Genomic DNA, 11,812 nt, shown 5'->3' on the forward strand with positions numbered 1-11,812 from the left:
TCTCTCGATGATCTGAGGTGGTTTCGGACATCACATCTCTTCTCTCGCGTCGGCACGGCCGCGTCCGAGATTAGTCAACTGTGATCCACGCCGCGTCAGGTGTGGGTTCGGATCGCGAGCCCCGCCGCATCGCCCGCGATCCCGTCAGTAGCCTCGTACCCCGTGACCGATCCGCTGCAGCCCCTCGTCGACCTGCCCGGTGTGCTCGATGCCGCCGACCGCGCCCGCGACGCGCTGGCGGCTGTGCACCGGCACAAATCCAACCGGCGCGGCTGGCCGACCACCGCCGCAGAGGCCGCTGTCCGGGCCGCCCGATCCTCCGCCGCGATCGACGGCGGCGGCACCGACATCCCCGCCGACGGCCGGGTCGAGGACCCGATCCTGGCCGGTTCGTTGCGGGTCGGCCAGGCCCTCGACGGCGACGCGCTACGCAATCTGACCGTCACCTGGCAGCGCGCCCCGCTGCAGGCGCTGGCCCGGCTGCACCTGCTGGCCGCCGCGGATCTCGTCGAGGACGAGCTGTCGCTGGGCAGGCCGCGCCCCGAACCCGGTGTGGCGCAACGCCTGGACCTGCTCGTGCAGACCGTACAGGCCACCCGCGCGCCCGCGCCGGTGATCGCCGCCGTCGTGCACGGCGAACTGCTGACGTTGCGACCCTTCGGCAGCGCGGACGGCATCGTCGCCCGCGCCGCGTCGCGACTGGTGACGGTGGCAAGCGGGCTCGACCCGCACAGTCTCGGCGTGCCGGAAGTCTTCTGGCTGCGGCGCAGGAAGGCATATCTGGATGCCGCGGCCGCGTTCGGCACCGGCGATCCGCACAGCGTCGGCGGCTGGGTCATCCTGTGCTGCGGTGCCCTGGAGGACGGCGCGCGGGAAGCGACCTCCATCGCCGATTCCGCCGCGGGTTGATCCGCGCGGAAACCTGCGTCGCTGCGAAACATGCTCACGGACAACGGGACCGCCCGAAAACACCGAAGCGGGCGGTGCGATCGCCCTGCGACGATTTCACCGCCCGCCGAACACGGAGCACCTGGTTACCAGGCGTGCTCATCGGGGTTGTGTTCCATGGCCTCGGCGGTCGTTCGGACTCCGCCGGTTCATCCCCGCAACCTGTGCGAGGCTCTCGCCGTCGGCAGTCGAACTACGCAGACCCACAACGCTGCTGCCCTTGTAGCGGCGCGCTCCGCGTGGGTACCTGGCCTCCGTGCTGGGAAAGTCGGGCGGGGGACTGAGCCTTCTCTTCCGGCTCCGTCTTGGCCATCCGGCCTTCCGTAGCTACCTTTCTACCACCGTGAGCCAGATCACTCAAGGGGCTTGAAAAGCCAGGAAAAAGCACTGCCCCCTCGTGTCGTTCGTGAGTTCGACGTACCTGCGTCGGCCGGCTCAGCGACGTTTCCGCAACAGCCGGTAACTGACCGCGCCGGCCAGCAATGCGCTCAGTCCCACGGCGGCGGTGGCGGCCACCGTGGTGGACGAGGGGGACTGGAAGCGCGCCCACAGCGATACCGGGTTCGAGAAGGTCAGCACGGGCCAGTCCCGGGTGATCGCCTCCCTGCGCAGCCCGCGATCCGGGTTGACCGCGGTGGGATGGCCGACCGCGGTGAGCATGGGCAGATCGGTGATCGAATCGGAGTAGGCATAACAGCGCGACAGGTCGTAACCCTCGGCGGCCGCGAGCTTTTCGATGGCGCTCACCTTGCCCTCGCCGTAGCAGTAGAACTCGACCTCGCCGGTGTACTTGCCGTCGGCCACCACCATCCGGGTGGCGGCGGTGTGCTGTGCGCCGAGGGCACGCGCGATGGGAGCGACGATCTCCTCGCCGGAGGCCGACACGATCACCACATCGTGCCCGCGGATCCGATGGTCGGCGATGAGGTCCGCCGCCTCGGCGTAGATCACCGGATCGACGAGTTCGTGAAGCGTCTCGGAGACAATGGCTTTGATCTGCTCGACATCCCAGCCCGCGCACATCTTGGTCAGATGCTCGCGCATCCGTTCCATCTGGTCGTGGTCGGCGCCGGAGAGCAGGAACAGGAAATGCGCGTAGCTGCTCTCCAGCACCGCGCGGCGATTGAGCAGGCCCTGGGCGTAGAACGGCTTGCTGAACACATAGGTACTCGACTTGGCGATCACCGTCTTGTCGAGATCGAAGAATGCGGCGACGCGCGCCGCGCCGGTGGGGTGGTGCGCGGAGGCGGGCGCCGGCCGGGGGTCCGCGGCCACGGGCTCGTCGTTCTCGGCCGTCACCTGTTCAGGATAGGCACGAGGGCGCCGTCGCACGTCCCGACCGGGCCGGTGCGCCCTCGGTGGTGTTTGCTCGCAAGACGCCGGAGGGGCGGTATGTCGCAAAGTTCTTGCGCGCTGCACTTGCGTCGGCGGCGGGCAATGGGTGTAGTATTGCTGGCACCTGGACATGTTCCAGGCGTGTTCAGCCCGACCCCCCGGGGCTGAACCCCGACGGCCCCAGCCTCCTCCCCCCCCGGCTGGGGCCGTCCTCTATTTCCGGATGGATGCACTTCCGGCCCCGCGGGGTTCTCCACAGCGGGTGAGTTATCCACATTCGGCATTCGTGTGCTGTCGTCGATCCGGCGGCCGGACGACGCTGACGGACATGCCCATCGTCCCTGTCGAGTCCCCCTCCACCCGGCCCGCACTCGTGTTGATCCGTGACGATCGACTGCGCGAAGAGGTGCGCCGGGTGGCTGCCGCGGCCCAGCACACCCTGGTCGAATCCGAGCCTCCGGTGGGCAGGCACAGCTGGGCGGGGGCGCCCCTGGTGATCCTCGACACAACTTGTGCCCGGGAGTGCGCGGCCGCTGTTCCACAACGCCGGACAGGCGTGGTCCTCGTCACGGACGGCGAACCGGACCTGGTGGACTGGCAGGCCGCGGCGGCCGTCGGAGCGGAGCGGGTGATCGCCCTTCCAGGCGCCGCGGTGGGGCTTATCGAGAAGTTTGCTGAACACGGTGAAATGCGGTCGGGGAATGGTGTCGTGGTGGCTGTCGCGGGCGCCTGCGGCGGTGCGGGCGCCTCGGTGCTGGCCGCGGCGACCGCCTTCCGGGCGGCGAGCGAACCGCCGGGCCGCCGCGTTCTCCTGGTCGACGCCGCCCCCTTCGGCGGTGGTGTGGACCTGCTGCTCGGCATCGAGAACACGGTCGGATTGCGCTGGCCGGATCTGGTCGTCGAAGACGGCAGGGTCGCCGCGCACGCACTGCACGATGCGCTGCCGAGCGCCGCGCCGGGGCTGGCGGTGCTGTCCTGCGGGCGCGGCGGTGCCGGTCGATTGCCCGGCCGCATCGGGGCCGGCGCCATCCATGCCGTGCTCGAAGCGGGCCGTGCCGCAGGCGATCTCGTCATCTGCGATCTGTCCGGCGAGCGTGGTCCCGCTGCCGATCAGGTACTCGATTCGGCGGATCTGGTGGTGCTCGTCGTACCGGCGCGACTGCGCGCCGTGGCCGCCGCCGAATCGGTCGCCGCTCACATCTCGGCGCGAAATCCCAATCAGGGCTTGGTGGTCCGCGGTCCCGCACCGGGCGGACTGCGCGGCGAGGAGATCGCCGAGGTGCTCGACCTGCCCCTGCTGGCCGCGGTGCGCGCGCAGGCCGAGCTGCCCGCCCGCCTGGAGCGCGGCGGGTTGCGCATGTCGCGGCGTGGTCCGCTCGCCATCGCGGCCGCCGCGGTGCTCGATGTTCTCGACGCACCCGAGCAGATCCGATGAGCACTCTGGTCACCGCCGAACTGCTGGATCGCGTGCGCGAGCGGATCGCCGGTCACAGCGGAGATCCCGATCCCGCGCAGCTGGCCGCCGCGGTGCGCGCCGAAGCGGGCGGTGTGCTCGGCGACACCGACCTGCTGCGCGTGCTGCGGCTGTTGCAGACCGAACTCACCGGCGCGGGGCTGCTCGAACCGCTGCTGCACGATCCCGGGGTCGCCGACGTGCTGGTCACCGCGCCCGACGCGGTCTGGATCGACCGGGGGCGCGGCTTGGAGAAGACCACGGTCACCTTTCCCGACGAGGCGGCGGTGCGCAGGCTCGCGCAGCGACTGGCACTGTCCGCGGGCCGGCGTCTGGACGACGCCCAGCCCTGGGTCGACGGCAGGCTCAGCGGCACCGGTTCGGCGCTCGGTCCCTCGTTCGGCGTCCGCCTGCACGCCGTACTGGCTCCGATCTCGCACGGCGGAACGTGCCTGTCGCTGCGGGTGCTGCGCCCCGCCACCCAGGGGCTGGCCGCGCTGGCGGCTTCCGGTGCGGTGCCCGCCACGGCGAAGGCGTTGCTGGAAGACATCATTCGCGCGCGCTTGGCGTTCCTCGTGGTCGGTGGCACCGGGGCCGGGAAGACGACGCTGCTCTCCGGACTGCTGGCGACGGTGGATCCGGCGGAACGCATCGTCTGCGTGGAAGACGCCGCCGAACTCGCACCGCCGCACCCGCATGTCGTGCGGCTGGTCGCCCGCACCGCCAATGTGGAGGGTGTGGGCGAGGTGACCGTTCGTGACCTGGTGCGCCAGGCGTTGCGGATGCGCCCGGACCGGATCGTGGTCGGCGAGGTGCGCGGCGCGGAGGTCGTGGACCTGCTCACCGCCTTGAACACCGGGCACGACGGCGGCGCCGGGACCGTGCACGCGAACTCGCCCCGTGAGGTGCCCGCGCGACTGGAAGCACTCGCCGCGCTGGGCGGTATGGATCGCGCCGCCCTGCACAGTCAGCTGGCCGCCGCCGTCCAGGTCGTGCTGCACGTGCGCCGCGCCTCGGACGGCTCACGAGGGCTGCGCGAGATCGGCGTCGTGGAGCGCGCGGAGGACGGGCGGGTGCGCATCGCGGCGGCCTGGCGCGCGGACGGCGAGTCGGCCCCGGCCGCAGCACGATTGACCGCTCTGCTCGTCGAACGGCTCGGCGGATGATTCCCGCGCTGATCTGCCTGGCCGTGGCGCTGCTGATGCCGTCCGCTCCGGTGGCGCGTCGCCGGTTCACCGCCCTGTTCGCGACGGCGCCACCGGTGTCCTCCAGCAGAACTGTGCGTATCGCCTGCATCGGAGTGGCCGTCGCCGCGGTGGTGTGGACCGGCGTCGGGCCCGTGATCGCCGCGGCGACGGTGGCCGGTACCTTCGCCGTCCGGGCCCGGCGCACCCGCCGCGACCGCGCGCATGCCGCAGCATCTCTCCGGCTGCTCGACGCCCTGGAAGCTGTGGTGGGCGAGTTGCGGGTGGGTGCGCATCCCAGTGCCGCCGCCGAGGTGGCCGCGCGCGAATCCGGTGACGGTGCGGCGGCCAGGGCCTTTGCCGTGAGCGCGGCTCGCAGCAGACTGGGCGGCTCCGGCGCCGACGGTCTGCGCGACGACGATTCGGTCATCGGCGTGGAACTGGGCCGCATCGCCGATGCCTGGCTGGTCGCCGAACGGCACGGCCTGGCACTGGCCGAGCTGCTCGGCGCCGCGCGCGCCGATCTCGCCGGGCGCGTGCGCTTCCGCCATCGCAGCGCCGCGGCGATGGCAGGCGCGCGCGCGACCGCGACGGTGCTGTCCGGCCTACCGCTGCTCGGCTTGGCCCTCGGCCAACTCATGGGCGCGCAACCGCTGCGCGTACTGCTGACCACGGCGGCGGGCGATGTGCTGTTGCCCCTCGGTGCGGCCTTCGCCTGCGCCGGACTGCTCTGGACCGACGCGATCACCCGAAAGGCCATGGTGTGAGGGCATGTCCGGAATCTGCGCAATCGCCGCCGCACTGCTCGCCGTCGCCGTCTTGTCCTGGCCGGCCCGCACCGGCCCCGACCGTCGCCTCCACACCCTGTGCATCGCTGCGTCGTCGGTCCCGGCGCAGCCGAAATCGTCCACGCCGCGCCCCACCGCTGTCGATCCGCTGTCGATCGCGTCCGTCTTCGACCTCCTCGCCGCCTGCCTGCGCGCGGGCCTGCCGATGGCCGCCGCGGCTGCCGCGGTAGCTCCGGGCGCGCCAACGGAACTGGGCGCGGCGCTCCTGCGGGCCGCCGACCTGCTCACCCTCGGAGCCGATGCCTCCACCGCATGGGAACGCGCCGCGCGAGACGCCGCGGGCCGCCCCGGCGCCACCGAGATCGAGTCCCTGGCCAGGATGGCTCGCCGCTCGGCCCGGTCGGGTGCCTCCCTGGCCGAAGCGGTCGGTGAGCTCGCGGCACAGCATCGCGGAGCGGTCGAGGATGCGGCCGCCGCCCGCGCCGAACGAGCCGGTGTGCTGATCAGCGGACCTCTCGGCCTGTGTTTCCTGCCCGCCTTCCTCTGCCTCGGCATCGTCCCGGTGGTCGTCGGCCTCGCCGGTCGGGTGCTGGACGGCGGTCTGCTGTGAATACGTCACCGAAGTCTTCCGGGGAACGGTCTTTCGGAGAATTTACGATCAGGAAACCGGACGTCTCCATGTGGAAATGCTCGTCTCATAACCTGCACGCCCAGGCACTGTCGTTGCGTCTCTCGGGCGGAACTGTCAGCTCACGCAGGAGAATTCATGACCACGTCCCATCGTTCCCCCCACCGGGGCCGCCGCCTCGTCGCTGCCTCGCTGGTCGCCGCGCTCGGCGCGCTCGGACTCGCTGCCTGCGGCGGCAGCGACTCGGACGCCGCGGACGGCCTCGGCAAGATCAGCGTGCAGTACTCCTGGATCAAGAACGAGGAGTTCGCCGGCGAGTTCTACGCCTACGACAAGGGTTACTACACCGAGGCCGGGTTCTCCGCTGTCAACGGCATCTCCGGGCCGGACACCGGCGTGGCCAAACTGCTCAGCGGAACCGTTCAGGTGGCGCTGAGCGACGCGGCCTCCGTCGGCGCGGCCATCGCCAACGAGGACGCGCCGCTGAAGATCATCGGCGCGACCTTCCAGAAGAACCCCTTCACGATCCTCTCGCTCACCGACGGCGCGAATATCGCCACGCCGCAGGATCTCGTGGGCAAGAAGATCGGCGTCCAGGATTCCAACGCCAGCGTCTTCGAGGCGATTCTCAACGCCAACGGCATCGACAAGAGCAAGGTGGAGGTGGTGCCGGTCGACTTCGATCCGACCCCGCTGATGGAAGGCAAGGTCGACGGCTTCATGGCCTACCTGACCAACGAGGCGCTGACCGTCGAGCTGGCGGGCCGCAAGGTCACCAATCTGCCCTACGCCGACAACAAGGTGCCCTACGTCGCGGAGACCTTCACCGTCACCGACCAGTACCTCGCCGAGAACCGGGAACTCCTCGAGGCCTTCCTGATCGCCGAGATCAAAGGCTGGTCCGAGGTCTTCGCCAACCCGCTGGACGACACCGTGGCACTGGTGACCAAGTACTACAACAAGGCGGCCTCGGATAACGCGGACGGCCTGGAGTCCACCTTCGGCGCCCTCGATCCGGTGAAGACCAAGCGCGGCCTCGAGGCGCAGAACCTGCTCATCTCGACCGCGGAGACCGAGGCCAACGGCCTGTTCACCATCAGCGAGGAGCTGAAGAAGCAGACCATCGCCTCGCTGGCCGCCGCGGGCTGGGAGGTCACCGCCGACGAACTCTTCGACACCAGCATCATCGAGAAGATCTACGCGGAGAACCCCGAGCTGAAGACCTACCTGCCGTAGATCCAGGAGGCCTTCATGTCCATCGACGACACCACCGAGGCCGGTGCCGCCCGAGCGCTGTCCGGCACCGGCATCCAGATCACCGGGCTCACCAAGTCATTCGCCGTTGGCCGTGGCCGGACAGTCACGGCGCTGGAGAACGCGGATCTGCACACCGAGCAGGGGTGCTTCCTGGCCCTGCTCGGCCCCTCCGGATGCGGTAAGTCCACGATCCTGCGGATTCTCGCCGACCTGGAGAGCCCCACCTCAGGCACCGTGCTGGTCGACGGCAAGACGCCGGATAGGTTGCGCCGCGACAGCGAACTCGGCATCGCCTTCCAGGACCACGCCCTGTTGCCGTGGCGCAGCGTGCGCAAGAACATCCGGCTGCCCTTCGAGGTGGCCGGACGGGAGGTGGACAAGGATTACATCGAAGAGCTGATCGCGCTGGTCGGCCTGCGTGGTTTCGAGGACAGCAGGCCCGCCCAGCTCTCCGGCGGTATGCGCCAACGGGTTTCCATCGCCAGGGCGCTGGCGCTGAGGCCGTCGGTGCTGCTGCTCGACGAGCCGTTCGGCGCGCTCGACGACATGACCCGCCAAAACCTCAATATGGAACTGCTGCGGATCTGGACCGAGAAGCCCGCGACCACTCTGCTGGTCACCCACGGCATCTCGGAGGCGATCTTCTTGTCCGATCAGGTCGCCGTCATGTCGCCCCGGCCCGGCCGGATCAAAGCGATCATCGAAGTCGACCTGCCCCGGCCGCGCACCCCGGAGATGATGCGGACGCCGGAATTCCACGCGCTGGTGGACAAGGCGTCGGAGATTCTCTTCGGGGCCGACGGACGCGCGGGCGCAGAGTCGTGACCCCGATGCGTGCCGCGGTGCGATTCCGCCCGGTCTCCGGCCGGCTCGCCGTCCTCCTGGGCACGGTCGGGCTCGTGCTCGGCTGGTGGTTGTTCTCTGTGCTCGCGTTCCGGCCGGACGAGGGCACCACCTACGACCCGGTGCCCTCACCGTGGGCGGTATTCGGCCGGATCGCCGACGACGGCTTCACCGCGTACTGGGACTTCTTCTCCGTCACCATCCACGAGGCGGTCGTCGGCTTCCTGTGGGGCAACGGCCTGGCGCTGCTGCTCGCGGCCACCGTGCTGCTGGTGCCCCGGGTCGAGACGGTGGTCACCCAGATCGCCGTGGTGACCTACTGTCTGCCGCTGGTCGCGGTGGGCGGCATCTCGATCGTTGCGCTCGGCGGCGCGGAATCGCCCGGCGATCCATCGAAGACGGCGATCTTCCTCGCCGCGCTGTCGGTCTTCTTCACCACCGTGGTCGGGGCGCTGCTCGGGTTCAAGGCCGCCGACCAGGCCAGCCTCGATGTGGTCCGGGTGTTCGGTGGCGGCCGGTTCCGGCAGTTGTACAAAGTCCGCTTGATCGCGGCACTGCCCGCGATTATGAACGCACTCCAGATCGCGGTGCCCAGTTCACTTCTCGGCGCCGTCCTGGGCGAATACATGGGTGCCACCGACCGCAGCGTCGGGATCACGCTGATCCGGTTGCAGGGCCAGCTGGACTCGGTGCGGGTCTGGGCGGTGTTCCTGCTCTGCGCCCTGGTCGCCCTGGTCGGCTACGCCGCGTTCGGCCTGCTGGCTCGCATGGTCACCCCGTGGGTGGCGGGACGGAGACGCGCATGAACCGGGCGATGGCACGGGTGATCGGCCGGGCGCTGTTCGACGCGATGCTGACGGTGGTGATCGTGCTCGCGCTGTGGCAGGCCGTGGTCAGCTTCGCCGGGGTCTCGCCGTATGTGGCCAAGGGGCCGGTGGACGTCTTCGACTTCCTGTTCGTCGACGAGCCGGGGGCGAAACCGGGCGACCTCGCCGCCGACAACCGCGCCGCGCTCCGTCCGCTCACCATCCAGACGCTGCAGGATGCCGGACTGGGCTTCACGGTGGGCATGTCGATCGCGGTGGTGCTCGCCGTGGCGTTCTCGCTGTCGCGGGCGATCGAGGCCGGGGTGATGCCGCTGGCGCTGCTGCTGCGCAGCGTCCCGCTGGTCTCCATCTCACCGGTCATCATCCTGATCACCGGCCGGGGCACGACAGCATCGGTCGCCACCATCGGCAGCATCGTGGTGCTGTTTCCCGCGCTGGCGTCGGTCCTGTTCGGCCTCGGTCGCGCGAGCCCGGAAAGCCTCGACCTGGTCCGGGTCTACGGCGGCGGCAGCGCGACCGCCCTGCGCAAGGTCGCCATCCCCGGCGCCCTTCCGTCGATCTTCGCCGCCGCCCGCGTCTCGGTGCCCGGGGCGGTGACGGGCGCGCTGCTCGCCGAATGGCTGTCCACCGGCAAGGGCATCGGCGGATCCATCCAGAAGTTCAGTACGGCCGCCAGATTCGACGAGCTGTGGGCCTCGGTGGCGGTGATCACCGCGATCACCCTGGTGCTCTACAACGTGGTGCAACTGGTGGAGAACACGGTGCTGGCGCGCATGGGGATGGGCAAGCAGGCGTAGTCGGGAGTTTCTCCACAACCCCGGGGTTGTGCACAATCGGCGATCGGGCGCTGTCGGTCGCCGGCCGCGTCCGCGACGCTGGTGTCCATGGAACCCGGTCTCGACGCGACGCCACCGGCGGGGTATGCGAAATCTGTTGCCGCGCTTCGTATAAGGGCGACAAACAGCTTTGCCGGTGCTTCGTGCCCTGTCATCGATGCCTCGCGCGGCTTCGCAGCTGTATCGCGGGAAGCATCGCAGCATCGACGCAGGGGCCGGCGCCGCACGCGCAGTCACCGCCTCTGCTCGATATCCGTTCGCGCCGCGAACTTCGCACGGCTGCCACCGCTCCTGCCATCGGCGCGCCGTTCGAGCGTGGTCCGTGCCCTTCGGCCCCTTCCGCCCGATCGAGTCGTCCGCACCCCGGACCACCGGCGACGGCAGCCTTCTGCGGGGCTCGCACCGTGGCATCGCCCGACCGGTTGCCCGAACGGTCGTCGGCATCGCGCGCCCGGTGCCGGGTCTCCCTCTGTCGAGCCGGTCGACGGCGTCCGATGTTCCAGTACCCGCATCCGGCGACCTCACGCCGGATGCACTCGATTCCGGACGCGGCCGAACGCCCCGGCCACCCGTGCCCCGCCCGACCGGCCCTTCGGCCCGCCCATCCAGCGTTAGGCGGATGCCCCCGCCGCGGAGCGTGCCACATCCCGGACAGCCATATGACCGCGCAGACAGCAACAAGAGAGGAAAGCCCGTGCAGATCACCGACTCGGCCGGCCGGACAACCCGAAGGCTCGGCACCCTGCTCATGATCCGCCGCAGTCACGCCGCCGATCCCGAACCCATCCGTCCGAGCACTGTGAGCATCGGCAACTCGGTAGAGGAGGTGGGTGGGACGAGCGCCTCCGCACGCGTGCCGGCTGCGGATCCGGTTCCCGACCCGCAGGCGAGCGCTGTCGCCGAAGCCGGATCGACGGCGAGCAAGCCCGATCGCGAGACAATCGGCGGCGCGGCAGAGGAACGTCCGGCGCTGGAGGCGCCCGAGCCGCAAAGCACGCATGCCGTCGCCGACACGCCGGCAGCGAGCTCGAACGTGGCCATGAACCCGCGTGTGCAGCGGAGCCTGCGCGTGGTGACGCCCGGCGCGTCCTCGACGAGCCCGAGCGAGATGATGCCACCGCGATCGGAGGGGACCGAACCGCCGATCGGGGTTCCGATCTTCTGGCAGCCGCCACAGTCGGATGCCGCCGCCGCCCGGTCCGCCTCGATTCCGGCATCCCCGGATTCCCCCGCTGCTCCGCCCCTTTCGCACCCGCCGATCGCGCCCGGTGCGCACCCATCGGAGCATCCCGGCCTACTCGTGACCAAGGAAAGCGACGCGCCCGGCCCATCGAATCCGATGCCGCGAATCGGTGCCGTCAGGCCGCTCCCCATGGCGGTTTCCGATCCCCGAGCAGCGAGCACGGAGCGATCTCCTTCACGCTGCGCTGCATGGCAATGCGGTCCCGCGTGCCGATCACGGTTCGGCGCGAGCTCGGGGACGACCGCCTCCGCTGCGCCGTCGTCACCTGCCGCCGTGCTCCCCGCGGCCGCGAAACCCGGACCCGAAACCGGACTGCCCGCACCCACCTCGGCTGTAGTGCCCGTGCCGGCCTCGCCGGCAGTACCGGAGGTCAGCCTCCCAGGTGTCCTCGTGACGGCGGCCACGGCGAATGCCGCCGAGCCCGACTCGGTCGGTATGCCGAACCCGCCTGGCGAGCCGGACTCGGCTGA

General features: G+C 70.3%; 11 protein-coding genes. 9 read left to right on the top strand and 2 right to left on the bottom strand.

Translation table 11 applies throughout. The features are described 5' to 3' along the window. The first annotated feature begins 162 nt into the window (after nt 1–162). Nucleotides 163–909: a Fic family protein gene (locus tag ON26_RS01295; protein ID WP_040794077.1), complete on the top strand. Its 747-nt coding sequence runs from the start codon at nt 163–165 to the stop codon at nt 907–909. A gap of 474 nt (nt 910–1,383) precedes the next feature. On the opposite strand, the gene ON26_RS01300 is transcribed toward ON26_RS01295, so the two are convergent. Further along, on the bottom strand, nt 1,384–2,223 hold the full coding sequence (locus ON26_RS01300; protein ID WP_040794083.1) for an HAD family hydrolase: 840 nt from the start codon (nt 2,221–2,223) through the stop codon (nt 1,384–1,386). Nucleotides 2,224–2,611: 388 nt separating this feature from the next. On the opposite strand from ON26_RS01300, the gene ssd reads away from it, so the two are divergent. The 8 genes from ssd to ON26_RS01340 all read left to right on the top strand — a co-directional run bounded on the left by ssd (nt 2,612) and on the right by ON26_RS01340 (nt 10,060). After that, the gene (gene ssd / locus ON26_RS01305; protein WP_051026485.1) at nt 2,612–3,718 is read left to right on the top strand and encodes a septum site-determining protein Ssd; all 1,107 of its coding nucleotides are present in this window, start codon (nt 2,612–2,614) and stop codon (nt 3,716–3,718) included. Continuing rightward, the gene (locus tag ON26_RS01310) at nt 3,715–4,902 is read left to right on the top strand and encodes a TadA family conjugal transfer-associated ATPase (RefSeq protein WP_040794078.1); all 1,188 of its coding nucleotides are present in this window, start codon (nt 3,715–3,717) and stop codon (nt 4,900–4,902) included. Before ssd ends, ON26_RS01310 begins: the two co-directional genes overlap by 4 nt. Further along, nucleotides 4,899–5,687 carry a type II secretion system F family protein gene (locus ON26_RS01315; protein ID WP_040794079.1) on the top strand — a complete coding sequence of 263 codons (789 nt, stop codon included), beginning with the start codon at nt 4,899–4,901 and terminating at the stop codon, nt 5,685–5,687. The genes ON26_RS01310 and ON26_RS01315 overlap by 4 nt, the downstream gene beginning before the upstream one ends. Before the next feature lie 4 nt (nt 5,688–5,691). Next, nucleotides 5,692–6,318 (top strand): type II secretion system F family protein, encoded by a 627-nt coding sequence (locus ON26_RS01320; protein WP_040794080.1) that lies wholly within the window; start codon nt 5,692–5,694, stop codon nt 6,316–6,318. Between the two features lie 156 nt (nt 6,319–6,474). Next, nucleotides 6,475–7,572 carry an ABC transporter substrate-binding protein gene (locus ON26_RS01325; RefSeq protein ID WP_040794081.1) on the top strand — a complete coding sequence of 366 codons (1,098 nt, stop codon included), beginning with the start codon at nt 6,475–6,477 and terminating at the stop codon, nt 7,570–7,572. A 15-nt stretch (nt 7,573–7,587) separates the two neighbouring features. Further along, nucleotides 7,588–8,418, top strand: coding sequence for an ABC transporter ATP-binding protein (locus tag ON26_RS01330; RefSeq protein WP_040794082.1), 831 nt, complete (start codon nt 7,588–7,590; stop codon nt 8,416–8,418). 5 nt (nt 8,419–8,423) lie between these two features. Then, nucleotides 8,424–9,242 carry an ABC transporter permease gene (locus tag ON26_RS01335; protein ID WP_040794085.1) on the top strand — a complete coding sequence of 273 codons (819 nt, stop codon included), beginning with the start codon at nt 8,424–8,426 and terminating at the stop codon, nt 9,240–9,242. Beyond that, a complete protein-coding gene (locus ON26_RS01340; protein ID WP_040794086.1) occupies nt 9,239–10,060 on the top strand; it encodes an ABC transporter permease in 822 nt (273 codons plus the stop codon). Before ON26_RS01335 ends, ON26_RS01340 begins: the two co-directional genes overlap by 4 nt. Before the next feature lie 801 nt (nt 10,061–10,861). Here the strand turns inward: ON26_RS01340 and ON26_RS33055 are convergent. Next, nucleotides 10,862–11,812, bottom strand: a 951-nt coding sequence (locus ON26_RS33055; RefSeq protein WP_218000527.1) for a hypothetical protein, incomplete at its 5' end; no start/stop codon positions are given.

Source organism: Nocardia higoensis NBRC 100133 (genome assembly GCF_000308595.1).
Classification (GTDB): Bacteria; Actinomycetota; Actinomycetes; order Mycobacteriales; family Mycobacteriaceae; genus Nocardia; species Nocardia higoensis.

Excerpts from the sequence above, each read along its gene's own strand:
- ON26_RS01315 (WP_040794079.1), top strand. The coding sequence starts at position 4,899 with ATGATTCCCGCGCTGATCTGCCTGGCCGTGGCGCTGCTGATGCCGTCC.
- ON26_RS01335 (WP_040794085.1), top strand. The coding sequence starts at position 8,424 with ATGCGTGCCGCGGTGCGATTCCGCCCGGTCTCCGGCCGGCTCGCCGTC.
- ON26_RS01325 (WP_040794081.1), top strand. The coding sequence starts at position 6,475 with ATGACCACGTCCCATCGTTCCCCCCACCGGGGCCGCCGCCTCGTCGCT.
- ON26_RS01320 (WP_040794080.1), top strand. The coding sequence starts at position 5,692 with ATGTCCGGAATCTGCGCAATCGCCGCCGCACTGCTCGCCGTCGCCGTC.
- ON26_RS01310 (WP_040794078.1), top strand. The coding sequence starts at position 3,715 with ATGAGCACTCTGGTCACCGCCGAACTGCTGGATCGCGTGCGCGAGCGG.
- ON26_RS01330 (WP_040794082.1), top strand. The coding sequence starts at position 7,588 with ATGTCCATCGACGACACCACCGAGGCCGGTGCCGCCCGAGCGCTGTCC.
- ssd (WP_051026485.1), top strand. The coding sequence starts at position 2,612 with ATGCCCATCGTCCCTGTCGAGTCCCCCTCCACCCGGCCCGCACTCGTG.
- ON26_RS01340 (WP_040794086.1), top strand. The coding sequence starts at position 9,239 with ATGAACCGGGCGATGGCACGGGTGATCGGCCGGGCGCTGTTCGACGCG.